This window comes from Clostridium sp. UBA1652, from assembly GCF_002320975.1.
GTDB lineage: Bacteria > Bacillota > Clostridia > Clostridiales > Clostridiaceae > Clostridium_T > Clostridium_T intestinale.
In genome coordinates, this window is the sequence record NZ_DCLI01000018.1 from 1 (window position 1) to 20,554 (window position 20,554).

The following is a 20,554-nucleotide window of genomic DNA, read 5'->3' on the forward strand; positions in this document are numbered from 1 at the left end:
CGACTTTGTCGACACTCTGAAACCTAGCTATAAAACTAGGTTTTATTTTTATTCTCCGAATATTTTATCCATAAAGCTCTTTTTATTTTTTGAATCTTTATGTTTTTCATGAGATACTTCCTGATTTTGAAGTTCCCCTGAAGCTTCCATAAACATTCTTAATGCTTCTTTTTGTTTTTCATTTAAAGCTTTTGGAATATCAACTATAACTTTAACATATTGATCTCCACGAGCTGAAGAGTTAACTCTTTGAACACCCTTACCTTTAAGTCTAAATAATGTTCCAGATTGAGTTCCTGAAGGTATGCTATATTTAACCTCACCATCAATTGTAGGAACCTTAATATCTACTCCTAGTGCTGCTTTTGCCATAGAGATATGTTCATCAATATATAAATCAAAGCCTTTTCTTGTGTAAGTCTTTGATGGAGCTACTGATATCTTAACATATAAATCTCCTGGAGGACCTCCATTTACACCATGGTCTCCTTGTCCCCTTAAAGGCATAACATTTCCTGTATCAACTCCAGCAGGAATATTAACTTTAATCTTTCTATTTTTTCTTACTCTTCCTTTACCTCTACAAGTATCACAAGGTGCTTCTACTACTTTACCTGTTCCACCACAAACATCACAAGTTGAAGAACTAACAAAGTTTCCTAGTGGAGTTCTTCTCTCAACTCTTACTTGGCCAGAGCCTCCACACTTAGAACAAGTCTTTGGTGAAGTTCCAGCTTTTGCTCCTGTTCCATGGCAAGTTTCACAATTTTCTGTTCTTGTTATTGAAATTTCTTTTTCTACTCCAAATATAGCTTCTTCAAAACTTAAGTGAAGAGTATATTCAAGATCTGAACCTTCCCTTGGGGCATTTCTTCTTGAGCCACCACCGCCCCCAAAGCCTCCTCCAAAGAAGCTTTCAAATATATCTCCAAAGCCTCCCATATCAGAGAAATCAAAACCACCTTGACCAAATCCACCTGATCCGTCAGTTGTACCAAACTGATCATATTGAGCCTTTTTCTGAGGATCACTTAAAACTTGATATGCTTCATTTATTTCCTTAAATTTCTCCTCGGCTTCTGCATTTCCTTGATTTTTGTCAGGGTGATATTGAATTGCTAGCTTTCTAAAGGCTTTTTTAATTTCATCATCTGAGGCCCCTTTTTGAAGACCTAAAACTTCATACAAATCCTTTGACGCCATAAATCCACCACCTATTAAACTTAATTAAAAGGGAAGAGTAGTTCTCCCTTCCCTATCAAAATATTATATGCTATTTATCACTATGGTTTCAACTATTTATCGTCTTCTACCTTAAAATCAGCATCTACAACATTATCATCTTGAGCTGCTCCTTGGTTTGCTCCCATGTTGTTTGGGTCAAATCCTTGCCCTTGAGCATTAGCATCTTGATAAATCTTTGAAGAAACAGCATAGAATTCTTGAGTTAACTCATCTGTAGCTTTCTTTATAGCTTCTAAGTCTTCTCCATCCTTGATTTTCTTAACTTCTTCTAATTTAGCTTGTATCTTACTCTTATCTTCAGCTGATACTTTATCTCCTAAATCAGTTAAAGCCTTTTCTGTTTGGTAAACTACTTGTTCTGCATTATTCTTTATTTCTATAGAATCTTTTCTCTTCTTATCTTCTTCTGCAAATTTTTCTGCTTCTTTTACTGCCTTATCTATTTCATCATCTGAAAGGTTAGTTGATGCAGTTATTGTTATATTAGCTTCTTTACCAGTTCCTTTATCTGTTGCAGAAACCTTAACGATTCCGTTAGCATCTATATCAAAAGTAACTTCGATTTGAGGAATTCCTCTTGGTGCTGGAGCTATTCCAGATAAAGTAAATCTACCTAAAGTTTTATTGTCAGGTGCCATTTGTCTTTCACCTTGAACTACGTGAATTTCAACGCTAGTTTGGCTATCAGCTGCTGTTGAGAACACTTGGCTCTTTCTAGTTGGTATAGTTGTATTTCTTTCTATTAATGGTGTAGCAACTCCACCTAATGTTTCTATTCCTAAAGTTAAAGGTGTAACATCTAGTAATAATACATCCTTAACATCTCCTGTTAATACTCCACCTTGAATAGCTGCTCCTACAGCAACACATTCATCTGGGTTAACTCCCTTTGATGGATCTTTTCCAGTAAAGTTTTTAACAGCTTCTTGAACAGCTGGTATTCTTGTAGATCCTCCAACAAGTAATACCTTATCTATTTCTCCTATGCTAAGACCTGCATCATTTAGTGCTTTTCTCATTGGTTCTATAGTTCTTTGAACTAAGTCATGAGTTAATTCGTTGAATTTAGCTCTAGTTAATGTTAAATCTATATGCTTTGGACCTGTAGCATCAGCTGTTATAAATGGTAAGTTTATTATTGTTTGAGTTGATGAAGATAATTCTATCTTAGCTTTTTCTGCAGCTTCTTTTAATCTTTGAAGTGCCATCTTATCGTTTCTTAAATCTATACCATTTTCAGCTCTAAAGCTTTCAGCTATAAAGTCTATAATCTTTTGGTCGAAGTCATCTCCACCTAGTTTTGTATCTCCGTTAGTAGCTTTAACTTCGAAAACTCCATCTCCAAGTTCAAGTATAGATACGTCGAAAGTACCGCCACCTAAGTCATATACGAATATTTTTTGGTTAGTATCCATTTTATCTAAACCATAAGCAAGTGCTGCCGCTGTTGGTTCATTTATTATTCTTAATACTTCTAATCCTGCTATCTTTCCAGCATCTTTTGTTGCTTGTCTTTGAGAGTCATTAAAGTAAGCTGGAACAGTTATAACTGCTTGAGTTACAGTTTCTCCTAAATAACTTTCTGCATCAGCTTTAATTTTTTGTAGAACCATAGCTGAAATTTCTTGTGGGGTATAATCCTTGCCATCTATGTTAGTTTTATGGCTAGTTCCCATATGTCTCTTTATTGATATTATTGTTTTATCTGGATTTGTTATTGATTGTCTCTTTGCTACTTGACCTACTAATCTATCTCCATTTGCTTGAAAAGATACTACTGAAGGAGTTGTTCTTGCACCTTCTGCGTTTGCAATTACAACTGGATCTCCACCTTCCATTACTGCTACGCATGAGTTTGTAGTTCCTAAGTCAATTCCTATTACTTTTGCCATGTTAAATTTCCTCCTTAAATTCAGTTAAATTAGTTTACAACTTTAACCATTGAATATCTTATTACTTTTTCACCTTTTTTGTATCCCTTTTGGAATACTTCTGATACCTTGTTAGGTCCAAAATTTTCATCTTGATCATGCATTACAGCTTGATGAAGATTAGGATCAAAATCTCCTGAAGCATCTATTTCTTCAACACCTAACTTCTCAAGAGAACCTTTGAAACCTCTTATAGTCATTTCTATTCCTTTTTTAAGGTCATCAACCGATCCATCAACTGCCACTGCTCTCTCTAAGTTATCAAGAGTAGGAAGCACTTCTTTTATTACATCGTAACATGCATCAGTGTATATACCTTCTTTTTCTTTTTGAGATCTTTTTCTAAAATTTTCATACTCAGCACTTAATCTTACTAGTCTTTCCTTTAATGCCTCAACTTCGTTATTAAGTTTTGTATTTTCTTCTTTTAATTTAGAATTTTTTCCTTTAAGCACATCTTCAATAGAGATTACTTCTTCAAATTCTTTATCTTCTAAAACTTCTGCTTCTTCAGCAGTTTCTTCTACGTCTTTAGAAGTATCTTCTGTTTCAGTAATCTGCTCTCCTTCTAAGTTTTCATTTTTTAAATCTTCAGTGTTAATATTCTCTTTTTCCAAAATCCTTACACCCCTTCTCTCTAGTATTATTTTAAGCTCTGATTGTTAAGAACATTATTAAGCTCCTTCATTACCTCTGCCATTATAGAAATAACTTTAGAATAGTTTATTCTCTTAGGTCCAATTAATCCAACTGTTCCAAGAGCTGTTTCTCCTAAAATGTATTCAGCAGAAATAATACTACAGTCTTTTGCTTGAGGTAAGAAATTCTCATCACCTATCTTTATTGATATTCCATGATCTGTACTTATTAATTGATTTACAGTATCCTTGTTATAAAGAAGCTGTAAAATCTCTTTAGCTCTATCAATATCGTTATATTCAGAGTAATTGAATATATTGGTGGTTCCTTCCATAAATACCTCAGAAGAATCCGATGATTTTAATGTTTCATATAAAAGAGCTAAAACTCCATTTAATATTTCATCAAACCCTTTTAATTCATGAGTAAGCCTGTTTATGACTTCAAGGTTAATTTCTTCTATACTCAAATTAACAAGCCTATCATTCAGTATATTATTTATTTTTGTTACCGTCTCTATACTTAAAGGTTTATTTATCTTAAGCAGCCTATTTTTAACTACTCCACTATCAGTAACAATTACACATAGAATATTTATTATATCTATAGGTATTAATTGTGCAGATTTCATTGAACTTTTTCTAACTGATGGAGCCTTAACCACACAAGTTAATCTAGTTAGTTCAGATAAAAGTGAAGAGACTTGCTTTAGTATACTATCCACCTCAAATAAAGCAGTATCAATAATATACTTTTTAATCATTAATTCTTCGTCTAAACTTAGTTTCTCGTAAGACATAAGTTTATCCACATAAAGTCTATAGCCTTTACTAGAGGGTACTCTTCCGGCAGATGTATGAGGTTGTTCCAAGTAGCCTAACTCCTCTAAGTCTGCCATTTCATTTCTAATTGTTGCAGAACTTATTCCCAATTCGTATTTCTTAGCTAAAGTTCTAGATCCTACTGGCTCTCCTGTGTTTATAAAATCACTAATTATGGCTTGTAGAATCTTAATTTTTCTTTCATCTATTGCCATAGTATCACCTCTTTTATTAGCACTCACTATCATCGAGTGCTAACGACTACGTATTTAATATATTATTTATAAGTTTTTTTGTCAATAAACAGAAATATTAATTAACTATGCTATGACTTAATTTAGAGAAATAATCTATATATTGCTTAAAATTTCTGCTATTTTCTCTATATTACTATTGTTTATATTTTCCTAATTATTAACTTAACAAAAAATCACTCATAACGTAATTACTTAGTTGAATGCCTTCTTTATTTAAATATATTTTCCCATTATCTTTATTTAATAATCCTTTTTTTATGTGATTATTAATTACATCTTTATAAATGCTTTCCATAGATACATTAAATCTTTCAAAAAAATCTTTTTCACTTACTCCTGATGTTTTTCTAAGTCCCAAAAACATAAACTCTTCCATAAGTTCTTCTTTTGATAAATAATTAGTTTCTTCAATACCATTTGAATTTTTTTCTACTGACAAAATATAATCTTCAATTTTATCATAATTTTTAGTTCTAGTTTCATTGAGTAGTGCTGCAGCAGCTACTCCACATCCTAAATATTCTCCAAGTTCCCAATAAACCAAATTATGTTTGCATTCTTTATCATCTTTTGAGAAATTAGATATTTCATATTGTTTATATCCTTTAGAATCTAGATACTCTACTGCATACTCATACATGGCTCTTTCTTCTTCCTCAGATGGTAGCTTAAGTTTTCCTTTTTCATATAGTTTGTAAAATGGAGTACCTTCTTCTACTATTAAAGAGTAAGCTGATATATGTTCTGGATTAAGTTCAACTACTGAACTTAGAGTTTCTTCAAAGTCTTTCAGAGTTTGACTAGGTAAACCAAACATTAAATCAACATTTACGTTTTTAAACCCAACTTGTCTAACTAAGTCATAGTTTTCTTTAAACTCTGTAAAACTATGAATTCTTCCTAAACTTTTAAGCAAACTTTCATTTGAACTCTGCAAACCTAAGCTAAGTCGGTTAACTTTGTACTTTTTCATAAGTTCTAACTTGTCTCTAGTTAAAGTTCCTGGATTACACTCTACTGTAAACTCTACATCTTCCTCTAAGTTTAAACTACTTACATTCTTAAGTAGTTTCTCTAACTCTTCATAAGGTAAATAACTCGGAGTTCCACCACCTATAAATATAGTATTAAAACTATACTCCTTTGAAGTGCTATTAATTTCTATATTTAAAGCATCTACATACTCACTCATAACATCTTCTTTCCCACTATAAGATGAAAAGTCACAGTACTTACACTTTTGTTTACAAAAAGGTATATGTATGTATAATGATATCTTCTTCATAAAATCCTCCTTTATTAGTTGAGAGTGGAAAGTTGAGAATTGTGAGTTGAGATTTAATAATAACTTTATGCATCACTATAAACTAACAATTCTCAACTAAATAAAGGGCATCACAATTTAAATTGCAATCCCCTTTATTAACTAATCTACTTTTAAAACTGCCATAAATGCTTCTTGTGGAACTTCTACAGATCCAACCTGTCTCATTCTCTTCTTTCCCTCTTTTTGCTTTTCTAAAAGTTTCTTCTTTCTTGATATATCTCCACCATAACATTTAGCTAATACATCTTTTCTCATAGCTTTAACTGTTTCTCTTGCTATGATTTTAGAACCTACTGATGCCTGTATAGGTATCTCAAACATCTGTCTTGGTATTATTTCTTTAAGTTTCTCTGTTATAGCTTTTCCTCTAGCATATGATCTTTCCTTAGGTACTATCATTGAAAGTGCATCTACTGACTCTCCATTTAGAAGTATGTCTAACTTAACTAACTCAGTTTGTATATATCCAGTTAACTCGTAGTCTAAAGATGCATATCCTTTAGTTCTTGATTTTAAAGTATCAAAGAAGTCATAAACAATTTCATTTAGTGGAATATCATAATGAATAACTACTCTAGTAGCTTCAAGATACTCCATATCTATAAAGCTTCCCCTCTTCTCTTGGCAAAGCTCCATAACTGCTCCTGTATAGTCTGTTGGAGTTATTATAGATGCCTTAACCATAGGCTCTTCCATATAATCTATCTCAGTCATTGGTGGAAGATTAGTAGGGTTTGTCAACTCTATCATTGTTCCATCTGTTTTATAAACCTTATATATAACTGATGGAGCTGTAGTTATGATATCTAAGTTAAACTCTCTTTCTATTCTTTCTTGAATTATCTCCATATGTAATAATCCAAGGAAGCCACATCTAAATCCAAAACCTAATGCTATAGAAGTTTCAGGTTCAAAGTTTAATGCAGCATCATTTATCTGCAATTTTTCTAAAGCTTCTCTAAGTTCACCATACTTTGCACCATCTACTGGATATATACCTGAGAAAACCATAGGAACCGCTGGTTTATAACCTGCAAGTGCTTCTTTAGTTTCTCTTCCTTTTTCTGTTATGGTATCACCAACTCTAGCATCTCTAACATTTTTTATAGATGCTGTTATGTATCCAACATCTCCAGCGCTTAATTGATCTATAGGTAAAAATGCTGGTGTAAATACTCCAACCTCAGTTACTTCATAAACCTTGTTTGTAGACATTAATTTTATTTCAGTTCCTGGTTTAACTATACCGTCTTTTACTCTTACGTAAGAAACAACACCTTTGTAACTATCATAATATGAATCAAATATAAGTGCTCTTAAAGGTGCTTCTTCATCTCCTTCTGGTGCAGGTACTTTCTCAACTACAGCTTCTAAAACATCTTTTATGTTTAATCCTGTTTTTGCAGAAATCAAAGGTGCATCATGAGCTTCTATACCTATTATATCTTCTATCTCCGTTTTTATCTCCTCTGGTCTAGCACTCGGAAGATCTACCTTATTTATTACTGGAACTATCTCTAGGTTATTATCTAATGCTAAATAACAGTTTGCTAAAGTCTGAGCTTGTATTCCTTGAGTAGCATCTACAACTAAAATAGCACCTTCACAAGCTGCTAAACTTCTAGATACCTCGTAGTTAAAGTCTACATGCCCTGGAGTATCTATTAAATTTAAAATATATTCTTCACCATTGTCTCTTTTGTAAATTAATCTAGCTGCTTGAGATTTTATTGTTATTCCTCTTTCTTTCTCAAGTTCCATGTTATCTAAAACTTGCTCTTCCATCTCTCTTTGAGTCAAGGTTCCGGTTTGCTCTAAGAGTCTGTCTGCAAGTGTAGACTTACCGTGGTCTATATGTGCAACTATTGAAAAGTTTCTAATGTACTGCCTTCTATTCTTATTCATATCATCATCTATTCTTAAGAATTAAAATTCTCAGAATAGTACTCACCCCCGTGTAAAAATAAATCATAAATAGAACTTAATTTAGGTTCTGATAAATTATAACACAAACAACCTTAAAACTGTCAATAAAATTTGCCAATGTTGCTATGCTCTTAAGTTTCTTCTAAGCTTTTTTTAAGAATCTAATGAAGCTTCATAAGAAACTTCTACATAAATAAGTTTCTTATTTGATTGTTTAAGTACTCAATTGAATTATTTATTTTATTAAAAATCTTAAAGATTCCGCTAACTTCATAGTCATCTCCATTAATTTCAAGTAAATATTTATTATTATTTCTTTGATGTATTTTAATATTTGAGCTATCTACAATAAAGCTAGAAAACTCTTCTCCAAACTCGTCTTTTATTTTTTGTAAATCCATCCCTTGAGTTTCAGTTGTTCTTTCACTTAGTGCTTTAGTATTAATCATATTTATTTTAACTACCCCTGTAAAAGTAACAACCAAAAAAACTACTAAAGGTATTAAAATTTTTAATTTTTTCAAAAAAGGCACCCCCTAGGTATATTATCTATAAGGATGCTCATTTTTTCCAATTTTATACTTCTAGTTTTTCTTTAGGGCTTCTGCTATTAGTCTAGCTATATATTTTGCACTCGCTTGAGCCTGAGTGTTTGTGTTAGTATTAAATCCAACTTCTATTAAGATAACATTAGGATTTTTACTTTGGTTAAAAGAGTCTTTACCTCTTGTATAAGTTGTTATACCTCTACTAAGTCCAGGAAATAGATTTCTTGATAACCCATTTAGTTTATCAGTTAAAGCTTGATTTTCTGCATAATGAGGATTATTTTTTGCTGTTACAAACATTATTGGTGCAAGCTCTTCTCCATTTATATTTGCTGTGAGTACTTTGCCACTTACAGCATCTCTATGAAGATCTATGATTATATCAAAGTTTTTATACTGATTTAAATACTTTTGTAGCGTTTCTCCTGATCTTTTATAGCTGTCATCATAGGATACAGAGTGATTAGTTTTATCATGTAATGTTGCTATTCCATAGTTTTGTTCTAACTCTTTTGCTAAAGCATTTCCCACTCCAACAACACTATCATTTTCATTGGCAGTTTCCTTAGTTGCAGGATTATAATATTCCATAGTATGAGAGTGATAAATTAATACTCTCGGTTTGTTTATATCTAAAGTTTGTTTTAAACTAGGCTCATAAGCTTTTGATGCAACAGCATTTGGATCTGGTGCCTCTTCTGGAGTATACTTTATAAGACTATTATTATCTAATTCAAAAGGATTTAGGGTTGCTATAGAATTATCTTCATGACTTATTGTTTGAGTGGAGATGTTATTAAAATAAGGTACTTCAGATTTTATAAGACTAAATAAACTTAGTTTACTTAACCCAACTGTTTCTATGAGCATATCCTTTATAGAAAGGTTATTTGTGGTGTCAGTAGAATTAACAGCCTCTGCATAGGGCAATCCTTTATTGAGTAGTGAAATGTATGCTTTAGAGTTATCTTTCTTTGTAGAAAGAGCAACATATCCAAATCTAATTAAAAAAATTCCCGCCAAAAAAATTAATACTATTTTTTTTATATCTATATTATTACCTTTTTTATTAGCAAATTTTCTATATACCAAAGTAAATTCCCCCTTAAATTTTATCTCTATAAATTTATATGGGAGAATTTACATAATTATTATTAATTTTTTATTACTTTATTTATTAATTCATGAACTTGTTTATATCTTCAATTTCTAAATCTGGTTGAAGTGCTAAGTTTATTCCGTTTGATATTATTCTAGACACTGCTTCTATAATAGTATCAACATCTTTAGGTGTAACCATCAAACTTCCTACATAAGGATTTAAAACTTCCTTAATAAGTTTGCTTTTTTCTTTTTTATCTATAGTCTTAAGCATACTATAAAATTCTCCACCTTTATCGGAGTTTTCTATCATTTCATCAAGAAGTAAGTCTATAGTATCATTAGCTATAGTTGCTGCATCAACAACTGTAGGTACTCCTATAGCTAAAACCGGCACTCCTAAGTTTTCTTTATTTATCTGCATTCTATGATTACCAACTCCAGCACCTGGAGCAATTCCTGTATCTCCAAGTTGTATAGTTCTATTTACCCTCTCAAGTCTTCTTGACGCTAATGCATCTATACAAATAACTAAAGATGGTTTTATTTTATCTACTAAGGATTTAATTATTTCTCCAGTCTCAATTCCTGTTGTACCTAAAACTCCTGGAGCTATAGCACAAACTGATCTTACCGCATCATCTATAGAATCAGGCATCATAGTTTTTAAATGTCTGGTTATCATTATTTTTTCTGCAACCTTAGGTCCTAAAGAGTCTGGAGTTACATTCCAGTTTCCTAGTCCTACAACTAAGGTGCTACTGCTTTTAGAAGTATCTACTAACTCAGAGATGTTATCTGCTAAAACTTCTGAAATATCATCTATCACTTCACCATCATAACTTGTAAGCTCTGGCATATCTATTGTTATATAGTTTCCTACTGGTTTACCTATTTTTTGTGCTCCTGATTCACTAGTTACCTCAACCTTAGTAACCTTAACTCTATTTTTATTTTCTTCCTTTACTATTACTCCATCTATTTCACTTTTATTTTTATGTTCTTTAGCATAAATCTCTCTAGCTTCAATAGCTAAATCCGTACGTACATTAAACATTAAAACACCCTCCTAGAAATATATTGTAATATTATATTTTCCCAATATATTGATAAATTATTTCATATTACATATAATTTTTAGTGGCATTTTAATTTTTTTCTTGAATAAAAAAATATTCAATGCTATAATATGGTTTGTTGAATGTGAACTCGAACGCAGATTTCCCCAAAACTGTGCTGAGGCCCTAATAAAATGAAGGGGGTGAAAAGGAATGGCAAACATTAAATCAGCTCAAAAGAGAATTAAAGTTGCTGAAACTAAAACTTTAAGAAATAGAATGATTAAATCAGCTTTAAAAACAGCTATAAAAAAATTCGAAGTTGCTGTTGCTGCTAGCAACGCTGATGAAGCAAAAGTTACTTTTGCTGGTGCAGTTAAAGCTTTAGATATGGCTACTTCAAAAGGAGTAGTACATAAAAACATGGCTGCTAGAAAAAAATCAAGATTAGCTGCAAAATTAAACGCTATGGCTTAATTTTATAAACCGATCCAATTAGTTTGGGTCGGTTAATTTACTTTTATGAAGCTTTTTTGTTAAAGTACAAGTTACTTTGACAAACTCAGTAAGTTAAATCTACAACTTGTTAAAACTCTTACAAACTTTAACTAAACTCTGTTAAAGTCTGTACAACTTTCTAAAAACTCTATTAAAGATTGCAGAAAGTCACACTACTTGTATAAACTTAGAAGAACTTTAACTAAGTTTGAGAAACTCTGACTCTACATGGTAGAGTTAAAAAAGTTGCCATTAACTAGTAATGACAACTATAAACTACTACCTTGATGATGTTCTAACTGTAGATATAAGTAGAAACTCCATCTCAGTAAGTACATTTGTAGATAAACTCTTCATTCTTTTTTCTGTATCAACACAAAGTCTCATACAATCTTCAAGTTGTCTAAAAGAGAACTTCTTTCCTTGTTTTATTAGTTTCTCAACTACAAAAGGATGTAACTTTAAGTTCCCTGCAATAACTTGCGGGTTTAAGTTTTTTTCTGCTTGAAACTTGATTTCATATAACTTCTTAAACTGACCTTCTATAAGTGTAAGTAGTTTGTTTAAGTTCTCACCTTTAAAAACTAAGTCATTCATAAGAACTATTGCTTTTTCAGGTTTCTTATCTGAAATAAAGTCTATTAAATCAAATATATCTTCTTCACTTTTACTAGGAAGAAGTGCATCTATATCTTCTCTTTTTATTTCTCTACCTTCTGTGTAGTTAACTAACTTCCCTATTTCATTTCTTATTATTTCAAAGTTTTTCTCAACTTTATTTATAAAATATCTAAGTTCTACTTTTCCTATTTCTTTATTATAAGTTTTAAATATATTTTCAGCTTCCCTTATTAATCTATCTTCTTTTTGTCTATCTATATGTACTACAGTAGCTTTTTTATCTATATTTAAAATCCCTTTATGCTTAAGAGGTTTATCTCTTTTATCATCTAAAAGTACATAAGAAAGTAATACTATGTGAGAAGGTGTATTGTTATAGTAATCTAATACCTTTTTAAACTCACTTTCAGAGAACTCTTTCTGACTTTTAAAGAAGTTTGCTCTATAAATTACAACTACCTTCACTTCACTCATAAAGGGCAGAGTTTCACAAGCATTAACTATATCTTCATAACTTACTTTAAATCCATCTAGTTTTATATAATTTAAATCTCTCAAATCCTTTGGAAGAACTTTATCAGTAATATTATCTATTAAACTCTTCATTAAAGCTTCATCTGTTCCAGCTAATAAATAAGAATTATTAAGTTTGCCATCTTTTATCTGTTTCTCTAACTCTTGAAGTTTTATCAACTCTATATATCTCCTTAACTATCAAAATCTTATAATTTTATTCTTAACTACTAAAAATCTCTCATTGTTATTCAATTGTATTATATCATAGTTAGGATTATTTTGATTTATTGAAAAGCAATATATTTCTTTAGATGGAGTCTTTATTCCAAGCAGTCCTTTTGATAATATTATATAACTTTCTCCTTTGGCTAAGGGTATTTTATCTATGTATCTTTTGTTTATACCAGTTAAGGCATCCTTTTCTTTTATCTTATTATCTTCCACTATATATTTAGAAATTTCTCCTCTATAACTCACTCTTATTTCCTTATTTTTATCTATATCTACCTTTGGAAAAGGAGAGTAAATGCTTATAGCAACAGGAATTAAAAAAACTAGAGGAAGTTTTCTAAATGCCTTTATCCCTTTTTTAACAAATATAAAGCTTCCAAAACATATTATATAATAAAACATTACTTCTCGCTCTAATGGAATAAGAGGAATAGAAACATGGTTTAATAAATTTATTAGTCCATCTATTATTACACTTATGAACTCGCAAACTTTTAAAGTTACTATAAATAGTTTATCCCAAACACTTAATAGAAGCAGAAGATTTCCAAGTATAACTATAAGTGTAAAGAAGGGCATCAATATTATATTACTTATTACTACATTTAAAGAAAAATATCCAATGGTTACTCCTAAGATTGGATAAGTTAAAATCTGCGGAGATATACTTATAGCCATCGCTTCTCTTAAGTACTTAGGAAATTTATAAAAACATCTGTCTAGTTTATTATTAAATAGTACTATCCCTAAGGTCGCTAAATATGATAGCTGAAATCCTAAATCTAATGCATTATAGGGACTTATTAAACAAAGAATTATACCTGAAAAACAAAGAGCTGATAAGGCGTCATACTTTTTATATAATGCTTCTCCAAGCTTTAATATAATAATCATAAAAAGAGATCTTAAAGTAGCTGCTGAAGCTCCTGTAAAAACTGCATAAACCACACAAATCAATAATGTTATTCTATAGTCAAAGATTTTGTTTAAAAGCTTATATATAAGGGCCATATGAAAACCTGATACTGAAATTATGTGTATTAGTCCATAATACTTCATATAGTCTTTTTGCTCTGAAGTAAGTCCATCCACATATCCAAAGGATGTTGCAGAAACAAGAGCAGCATTTTCTTCGCTTAAAACCGACTTCATTCTGTTATATAGATATTCTCTATATTCATATAACTTAGTTATTACATCTTCTTTCTCTCCATAAACATACTTTCCTTCAAGGGTACCAACTATTCCTTTATTTTTATCAACTTCTGGTTTAAAATAACCATTTATGACATACTCTCTTCCCTTATCTAACTTAAGCTTGCTTCCTTTAATATATATTTTTCTGCCCTTATAGGTAGCTAGATATTCATTGTAATAACTCTCTCTTATCCTTACTTTAAAATTGCTAATATCTTTAGTTTGAACTTTATAATATAAATGATTTACACCTAAACTCATTAATATAAAAAATGAGAAAAGTAAAATCTCTTTTCTTCCTCCAAAAACATATAAACTCGAAATAAATAACCCAACTAAAATCAAACTATACACATTAAATCCTAGATAATATAAAACACTTCCTAATAAAATAGATAAAAATATAATTACTAGAGGTTTCTTTAATAATATTTGTTCATTTTTCATAAAAACAGCACCTCCCTATAGAATTCTTACCCTGGGAGGTGCTGTTAATTCACTTTCTAATGAAAATTTTAGGAATAGTATATTCCAAAGAGACTAAAAACATAGTCGCAGCTGAAATTAGTGGGAATATAACAGAGTTATACTCCATATCTCCAATAACAAAACTGCCAACTAAAAGTACAAAAACAACTATACTTATTCTAACTGCCATTGATTCTTGTGTTAACTCTCTAATCTCATTTTTTACTATTGAATAAAATACTATTAAAGGCAATATGATTACATTTAATATTAGCAAACTAAACTCATCTAATAAAATTCTATTAAAAATTATATATCCTAAACTTAATGATATTCCTTGGGATAATATAAATATCCAATATAAACCGATTCCTCTATCTACTAATAGATTAATAGTTCTACTTAAGTTTTTTAAATATATCAACTTCTCTAAACAATCTTCTTTTATATATAAATCAGCTACCTTCTTTACTAAAGAAGAAGCCTTGCCTTTTGCTATTGATAAGTTTGATAATGTAAGTAAAGGTAGATCCACTATCTCCTCTCCTGTTGAAGAGATTTTGTAGTTATCCTCTTTAAATATTGTAAAAATAAAATTCTTAAGTTCAGGTGCAATTTTAGAGAATACTCTAGTTTTAGAAAGTACATCTATCTTTTCTTCTTTTGTAGCATTAAGAAGTTCAATTCCTGAAATAACTTCTGAATCATCATCTATGATTCCAACTTTTTTAGCTACAGTGGTTGCTGCAATCTTATTATCTTCTGTTATTAATATAGGAAGAATTTTTTCCTTTCTAAGTCTAGTAATAAGTTCCTCTATTCCGTCAACAATAGGATTTTCAAGACCAATTATCCCTACAAAAACCATGTTACTTTCTATATTTTCCTTAGCTGATGGTTCATAGTTAAAACTTCTATAACCTATTCCCATAGTTACTAATCCATCTTTAGATAACTCATAGTCTCTTTCTCTTATTATCATCTTATCTTCTTCTGAAAGTTCTACCTCTATGCCATCTTTCATTATAAAAGTACAATAATCTAAAAGTTCGTCTACATTACCTGTTACATTGGCTCTATACCCTTTAGGCATCTTATTTACAGATGTGTATATTCTTTTATTAAAGTCCATGGGCATATCGAATATTCTTCTATTTTGTGAATCAATACTCCCTTTATAAACCTTCTTTATAGCTGCAAGTTTTAACAATGCTATTTCACGTATTTCCCCTGTTCCTTTATTCTCTGAAGTATTATAGGTTGCATTATTTGCTATAAGACCTATCTCCATCATTCTATTAAAGTTTAGGTTTTCTTTATGAATATCATCTATATCGTACAGCTTTTCATCGGTGTATATCTTTTTTGCGTGCATTTCATTTTTAGATATTGACCCTGTTTTATCTATAAATAAAATTTCTATATCATTAACTACGTCAAACCAAGAATGATTTAATATATGTACGTCATTCTGTAAGGTTATCTTCTTTATATGTCTAAAGAATAATAGAAAAATAATTATTCCGCCAAAAGATAATGAGCTTAGAAGTACATTATATATAAATTCATAGTTTACTCCTTTTATAATTACTCCTGTTAAGGACAAAACAGCTCCCACTAAAAAACTATATGATAAAGTTTTGTTCCAATAAAGCTCTGCTTTTTCATCAATGGTTTCTTTTCTAATATTAGTTGATGTAAGCATGTTCATAATTCTACCAAGTTGAGTATAGTTTCCTGTAGATACAACTATTCCTTTTGCTCTTCCAGAAACAGTTACTGTTCCTTTAAATACTACGTTTTTTATTTCTGCTAAATTTGAAACCTCATAATCTAACTTGGTTTCATACTTATCAGATATAAAATCTTCCCCAGTTAAACTTTTTTCATTAACCTTAAGATTTTCAGACTTTATTAATCTTATATCGGCCGGAACCGTAACCCCTGGTCTAATATCAACAATGTCTCCTATAACTAATTCCTCCGAATTAATTCTTGAAGGAAATCCATCTCTTATTACAACCGCCTGTCCATAACTAATGTCTGAAAGTGCCTTAAGCTCTTTTTTCTTTAACTGTAATTTGTTTATTTTAAAATAAACAACAGCTAGGGGAACTATTATAAGTATTATGGAAGAAAAATATCTACCTATATACACCCCATATAAGAACAAGATTAGAGGCAACAAAAACCAACGATTCAAAAAATACCTTAAAGAAGTATTAAGAACTTTTGTATCATAAAGAATCCTTATTTTATTTTCTCCCCATTTTTTTCTTCTTTCATCTATTTCATTTGGTGATAAACCTTCTTCACTATTACTTTCTAAAAATTCAACAACTTTACTCCAAGTGTTTAAATACCAATTAATCACACTAATATCTCCTCTAAAGAATTCACAATTCTTGCTAAATATAAATCAATAATATATATTATCGCATAAAACAGAGAAATCCTAAAGCCCCAGCTTTAGGATTTTGTTTTAGGATTAAATATTAGTGCCATTACATATCCAAAAAATATAGCTGCTTCTATACCACCAGCAGTACCCTTAATTCCTCCAGTGAAAGCACCTATAAGACCTTTTTCTGTTACTTCCTTTATCGTAGACTTAGCTAAGGAATAACCAAAGCCTGGTAATGGCACAGTAGCTCCTGCATGCCCTATGTCTACTATCTTTTGATATATGTTGAAGTATGTTAATATCGCACCTGCTGTTACATAAATTACTAATATACGAGCAGGAGTAAGTTTGGTTTTATCCATAAGTATTTGTGCTATTACGCAAAAAATACCTCCTACTATAAATGAACTTATATAATCACCCATTTATTTATCTCCTTCTTTATTAAATTCAATTACTACTCCATGTGCTATTCCCGGTATGCTTTCTCCTTGAAGTGAAGAAGTTGTACTCATTAAAGCACCAGTTGAAACTAAAAGTATTCTATGTAATTCTCCTGCCATCATCCTCTTATATAAATACCCACAGGACACCACTGCTGAACATCCACATCCACTTCCGCCTGAATTGGTTTTTTGCTTTTCATTATCAAAAATAATTTCACCACAATCTATATAACATTTACTTACGTCATATCCATATTCTAAAAGAAGTTTCTGTGTAAGCTCCCTTCCTATTTTACCCAAATCTCCTGTAACAATTAAATCATAATCATCTGGCCTTCTATTTAAATCTTTAAAATGTCTATATATTGTATCTACTGCTGCTGGAGCCATAGCTGCTCCCATATTGTCTGCACTTAATATCCCATAATCTTTTACTATACCTGTAGTTACGTGAGTAACCTTAGGGAAATTCCCCTCTTTTGCAAGAAGCATAGCTCCAGATCCTGTAACTGTCCACTGAGCAGTTTCTTTTCTCTGAGAACCATACTCTAAGGGAAATCTAAACTGCCTTTCCGCCGCTGAAAAATGTGAAGATGTACTTGCAACTATATAGTCACCAAAACCTCCATCCATAAGTAGAGATGCTAATGATAAGGACTCTGTCATAGTAGAACATGCACCAAAAAGCCCATAAAAAGGTATATTCAAGTCTCTAGCTACAAAGCTTGAAGAAGTAAGTTGATTTAATAAGTCTCCAGCAAATAAGTAATGTATATCCTCTTCTTTAAGTTTAGCCTTTTTTATAGTTTCTGTTATTGCAGTGTACATCATAGAACTTTCTGCTTTTTCAAAACTATCTTTTCCATTTATATCATCGTCTAAAATAATGTCGAAATAATCCATCAGTGGACCCTGTCCTTCCTTTGGCCCTACCACAGAAGTTGTAGCAATTATTTTTGGGGGATTTGTAAACTCAACTGTTTGTTCCCCTCTTCTTTTGTCATGTAAATACATAAATAATCCTCCAATTCTACCAAATCATAATTACAATATAATGTATAACTCCAATTATTACAGATGTTCCAATTCCATAAACTAAAACTGGTCCTGCTATAGTAAACATTTTAGCCGCAACTCCAAATACAAACCCTTCTTTTTTAAATTCTATAGCTGGAGAAACTATGGCATTAGAGAAACCTGTAATAGGCACAACAGTACCAGCTCCAGCAAAAGATGCAATCTTATCATATATACCTAACCCAGTAAGCAGTGCTCCTAGGAAAATTAATATTATACTAGTAATACCTGATACCTGTTCTTCTGGTAATCCATAAGATGCAAAAAAGTTATATATCATCTGACCTATTACGCAAATTAATCCACCAACCCAAAAAGCATGTATGCAATTTTTTAAAAGCTTAGGTTTAGGCTCTATTTCTTTTGATAAAGTATTAAACTTTTGCTTTATTTGTTCTTCCTTTTTTTTCATCTATTCATCACCTTTTCATAGTTATTTACTTATATTATTCCAAAAAAAATAAGTTCTATGAATTTTTCATAGAACTTAGGTATTAATCACTAAGTCTTTTTCTCATTTCTAGAAGAACTTTCTTCTCTATCCTAGATACCTGTACTTGAGATATTCCCAAAAGTTTTGCAACTTGAACCTGTGTTTTATCCTTAAAATATCTAAGTACTATAATCTGTCTTGCCTTTATGTCAAGTGCCCTAAGGGCTTCTTTTAATGCAATTTTATCTATCATACTTGTATCTTCTTCACCAGTTTCACTGAGCTTATCTATTAACAAAACAGGTGCTCCATCATCTTGATGTATGGTGTCATATAGATACTGCATAGATGATGCTGACTCTAAGGCAAAAACTATATCTTCCTTATTAAACCCTGAGTATTCTGCAAGTTCATCTATAGTTGGATCTCTATTTAGCTTTTTTGTTAGTTCTTCCCTGAAATAATGGAGCTTTTTAGCTAAAGTTTTAGTATTTCTACTAACCTTTATCATTCCATCATCTCTTAAAAACCTTTTTATTTCACCTACTATCATTGGTACAGCGTAGGTAGAAAATTTTACGTTATATGAATCATCAAAGTTATTAATAGCTTTAACTAGTCCAATAGAACCTATCTGCATTATATCTTCGTAGTCATATCCTCTATTTATAAACTTTTTGCTTAATGAAGAAACCAGAGGTGTATTTAATTCTATAAGCCTATTCATGGCTTCTTTATCTCCGGCTTTGACTCTTCTAATTAATTCTGAGTTATCCTCATAATTATATTCCTCTCTTCTCAAATTCCCTTTATCCATATAAATTCATCACCTGGCCTATATTGAGTTGAATTTTTTCTTTAAAATAATTCTTGTACCCTTACCTTTTTCACTTTCAACTTGAAGAGAGTCCATAAAACTTTCCATAACGGTAAAACCCATACCGCTTCTTTCTAAATCTGGTCTAGAAGTATATAAAGGTTCCATAGCTTGATCAACATCCTCAATCCCTAAACCCTCATCAGCTATCACTATAGTTACTTCAGTTTTCTCTATAGACGCTTCAATTTTAACCATTTTATCTTCTCTATTCTCATATCCATGTATAATAGAATTTGTAACTGCCTCAGATACCGCAGTTTTTACATCAGTAAGTTCCTCTACAGTTGGATCTAACTGAGAAATAAAGGCTGCCACAGCTACTCTAGCAAAACCCTCATTTTGTGATTTACTTAAAAATTCTAATTTAATCTTATTATCAACCATACCTCTATCCCCCTATTAATGGCAGTTTATAGCTTCCTCTATACTATCATACGCCTTAACAATTTTAAATAAGCCTGAAAGTTCAAATACTCTTTTAACACTTCCTTTTGGTTCCGCTATAACTACCTTTCCATCTTTAGTTATAAGCTTTTTATACCTTCCAATAACCACACCTATTCCAGAGCTGTCCATAAATGTCACACCTGAAAAATTTAATATTAGCTTTCTAACATTATCTCTATCAAGTCTGTCATCAATTTTCACACGCACTTCCTCAGCGCTATGATGATCTAATTCCCCGTTTAATGTTACTATTAATTTATCTTCATCCCTGTTAAATTTTAAGTACATAATCATTACTCTAAAGCAATTACCTTAGAGTACTTCACCTCCTCTACTCTAGCAGCAGGAATATTTCCTTCTTTTTCCATAATATTACCATAAATTTACTTGAATAGTCAAAGGTTTTACATAAATTTATTATTTTTTTTACTCTTTTATAAAAATAGAGGGCCTTACGCCCTCTCAGACCGTTGACAAAAGGGA

19 protein-coding genes are annotated in these 20,554 nt (G+C 31.0%); 1 reads left to right on the top strand and 18 read right to left on the bottom strand.

The window, feature by feature from the left end; all coding sequences use genetic code 11:
* Positions 1-48: 48 nt before the first annotated feature.
* The 9 genes from dnaJ to gpr all read right to left on the bottom strand — a co-directional run bounded on the left by dnaJ (position 49) and on the right by gpr (position 10,852).
* Complete coding sequence (gene dnaJ, locus B3N22_RS02395) at positions 49-1,203, bottom strand: molecular chaperone DnaJ (RefSeq protein ID WP_286904575.1); 1,155 nt, start codon at positions 1,201-1,203, stop codon at positions 49-51.
* Between the two features lie 92 nt (positions 1,204-1,295).
* Positions 1,296-3,137: a molecular chaperone DnaK gene (dnaK, locus tag B3N22_RS02400; protein ID WP_073018758.1), complete on the bottom strand. Its 1,842-nt coding sequence runs from the start codon at positions 3,135-3,137 to the stop codon at positions 1,296-1,298.
* A gap of 29 nt (positions 3,138-3,166) precedes the next feature.
* A complete protein-coding gene (gene grpE, locus B3N22_RS02405) occupies positions 3,167-3,793 on the bottom strand; it encodes a nucleotide exchange factor GrpE (RefSeq protein WP_286904578.1) in 627 nt (208 codons plus the stop codon).
* Positions 3,794-3,819: 26 nt separating this feature from the next.
* The gene (hrcA, locus tag B3N22_RS02410) at positions 3,820-4,851 is read right to left on the bottom strand and encodes a heat-inducible transcriptional repressor HrcA (RefSeq protein WP_073018753.1); all 1,032 of its coding nucleotides are present in this window, start codon (positions 4,849-4,851) and stop codon (positions 3,820-3,822) included.
* Between the two features lie 199 nt (positions 4,852-5,050).
* Positions 5,051-6,178, bottom strand: a complete 1,128-nt coding sequence (gene hemW, locus B3N22_RS02415) for a radical SAM family heme chaperone HemW (RefSeq protein ID WP_286904581.1) — start codon at positions 6,176-6,178, stop codon at positions 5,051-5,053.
* Between the two features lie 141 nt (positions 6,179-6,319).
* Positions 6,320-8,125, bottom strand: coding sequence for a translation elongation factor 4 (gene lepA, locus B3N22_RS02420; RefSeq protein WP_073018749.1), 1,806 nt, complete (start codon positions 8,123-8,125; stop codon positions 6,320-6,322).
* A gap of 206 nt (positions 8,126-8,331) precedes the next feature.
* Positions 8,332-8,670 (bottom strand): hypothetical protein, encoded by a 339-nt coding sequence (locus B3N22_RS02425; RefSeq protein WP_286904583.1) that lies wholly within the window; start codon positions 8,668-8,670, stop codon positions 8,332-8,334.
* Positions 8,671-8,730: 60 nt separating this feature from the next.
* Positions 8,731-9,786, bottom strand: coding sequence for a stage II sporulation protein P (locus B3N22_RS02430; protein ID WP_286904585.1), 1,056 nt, complete (start codon positions 9,784-9,786; stop codon positions 8,731-8,733).
* A gap of 85 nt (positions 9,787-9,871) precedes the next feature.
* On the bottom strand, positions 9,872-10,852 hold the full coding sequence (gene gpr, locus B3N22_RS02435) for a GPR endopeptidase (RefSeq protein WP_021800993.1): 981 nt from the start codon (positions 10,850-10,852) through the stop codon (positions 9,872-9,874).
* 214 nt (positions 10,853-11,066) lie between these two features.
* Here gpr and rpsT point away from each other — a divergent pair, with 214 nt between their 5' ends.
* Complete coding sequence (gene rpsT / locus B3N22_RS02440; RefSeq protein WP_021800992.1) at positions 11,067-11,330, top strand: 30S ribosomal protein S20; 264 nt, start codon at positions 11,067-11,069, stop codon at positions 11,328-11,330.
* Between the two features lie 300 nt (positions 11,331-11,630).
* Here rpsT and holA read toward each other — a convergent pair whose 3' ends face one another.
* The 9 genes from holA to spoIIAA all read right to left on the bottom strand — a co-directional run bounded on the left by holA (position 11,631) and on the right by spoIIAA (position 20,359).
* Positions 11,631-12,665, bottom strand: a complete 1,035-nt coding sequence (gene holA, locus B3N22_RS02445) for a DNA polymerase III subunit delta (protein WP_286904588.1) — start codon at positions 12,663-12,665, stop codon at positions 11,631-11,633.
* 21 nt (positions 12,666-12,686) lie between these two features.
* Positions 12,687-14,363, bottom strand: coding sequence for a ComEC/Rec2 family competence protein (locus tag B3N22_RS02450; protein WP_286904590.1), 1,677 nt, complete (start codon positions 14,361-14,363; stop codon positions 12,687-12,689).
* A 49-nt stretch (positions 14,364-14,412) separates the two neighbouring features.
* Positions 14,413-16,758 (bottom strand): P-type ATPase actuator domain-containing protein, encoded by a 2,346-nt coding sequence (locus tag B3N22_RS02455; protein WP_286904592.1) that lies wholly within the window; start codon positions 16,756-16,758, stop codon positions 14,413-14,415.
* 95 nt (positions 16,759-16,853) lie between these two features.
* Positions 16,854-17,213, bottom strand: coding sequence for a stage V sporulation protein AE (spoVAE, locus tag B3N22_RS02460; protein WP_073018737.1), 360 nt, complete (start codon positions 17,211-17,213; stop codon positions 16,854-16,856).
* Positions 17,214-18,248 carry a stage V sporulation protein AD gene (spoVAD, locus tag B3N22_RS02465; protein ID WP_286904594.1) on the bottom strand — a complete coding sequence of 345 codons (1,035 nt, stop codon included), beginning with the start codon at positions 18,246-18,248 and terminating at the stop codon, positions 17,214-17,216. It abuts the gene before it with no gap.
* Positions 18,249-18,264: 16 nt separating this feature from the next.
* Entirely contained in the window at positions 18,265-18,723 is a 459-nt protein-coding gene (gene spoVAC, locus B3N22_RS02470; protein WP_286904596.1) for a stage V sporulation protein AC, read from the bottom strand.
* Between the two features lie 82 nt (positions 18,724-18,805).
* A complete protein-coding gene (gene sigF, locus B3N22_RS02475) occupies positions 18,806-19,561 on the bottom strand; it encodes an RNA polymerase sporulation sigma factor SigF (protein ID WP_021800986.1) in 756 nt (251 codons plus the stop codon).
* An 18-nt stretch (positions 19,562-19,579) separates the two neighbouring features.
* Positions 19,580-20,008 (bottom strand): anti-sigma F factor, encoded by a 429-nt coding sequence (spoIIAB, locus tag B3N22_RS02480; protein ID WP_238902537.1) that lies wholly within the window; start codon positions 20,006-20,008, stop codon positions 19,580-19,582.
* Positions 20,009-20,023: 15 nt separating this feature from the next.
* The gene (spoIIAA, locus tag B3N22_RS02485; protein WP_021800984.1) at positions 20,024-20,359 is read right to left on the bottom strand and encodes an anti-sigma F factor antagonist; all 336 of its coding nucleotides are present in this window, start codon (positions 20,357-20,359) and stop codon (positions 20,024-20,026) included.
* Positions 20,360-20,554: the final 195 nt, after the last annotated feature.

What these genes read in the sequence shown, in the direction of transcription:
- spoVAC (WP_286904596.1), bottom strand. Translation starts at nt 18,723, where the DNA reads ATGAAAAAAAAGGAAGAACAAATAAAGCAAAAGTTTAATACTTTATCA.
- spoVAE (WP_073018737.1), bottom strand. Translation starts at nt 17,213, where the DNA reads ATGGGTGATTATATAAGTTCATTTATAGTAGGAGGTATTTTTTGCGTA.
- lepA (WP_073018749.1), bottom strand. Translation starts at nt 8,125, where the DNA reads ATGAATAAGAATAGAAGGCAGTACATTAGAAACTTTTCAATAGTTGCA.
- spoVAD (WP_286904594.1), bottom strand. Translation starts at nt 18,248, where the DNA reads ATGTATTTACATGACAAAAGAAGAGGGGAACAAACAGTTGAGTTTACA.
- spoIIAA (WP_021800984.1), bottom strand. Translation starts at nt 20,359, where the DNA reads ATGTACTTAAAATTTAACAGGGATGAAGATAAATTAATAGTAACATTA.
- hrcA (WP_073018753.1), bottom strand. Translation starts at nt 4,851, where the DNA reads ATGGCAATAGATGAAAGAAAAATTAAGATTCTACAAGCCATAATTAGT.
- dnaJ (WP_286904575.1), bottom strand. Translation starts at nt 1,203, where the DNA reads ATGGCGTCAAAGGATTTGTATGAAGTTTTAGGTCTTCAAAAAGGGGCC.
- dnaK (WP_073018758.1), bottom strand. Translation starts at nt 3,137, where the DNA reads ATGGCAAAAGTAATAGGAATTGACTTAGGAACTACAAACTCATGCGTA.
- gpr (WP_021800993.1), bottom strand. Translation starts at nt 10,852, where the DNA reads ATGTTTAATGTACGTACGGATTTAGCTATTGAAGCTAGAGAGATTTAT.
- rpsT (WP_021800992.1), top strand. Translation starts at nt 11,067, where the DNA reads ATGGCAAACATTAAATCAGCTCAAAAGAGAATTAAAGTTGCTGAAACT.
- hemW (WP_286904581.1), bottom strand. Translation starts at nt 6,178, where the DNA reads ATGAAGAAGATATCATTATACATACATATACCTTTTTGTAAACAAAAG.
- spoIIAB (WP_238902537.1), bottom strand. Translation starts at nt 20,008, where the DNA reads ATGGTTGATAATAAGATTAAATTAGAATTTTTAAGTAAATCACAAAAT.
- B3N22_RS02450 (WP_286904590.1), bottom strand. Translation starts at nt 14,363, where the DNA reads ATGAAAAATGAACAAATATTATTAAAGAAACCTCTAGTAATTATATTT.
- sigF (WP_021800986.1), bottom strand. Translation starts at nt 19,561, where the DNA reads ATGGATAAAGGGAATTTGAGAAGAGAGGAATATAATTATGAGGATAAC.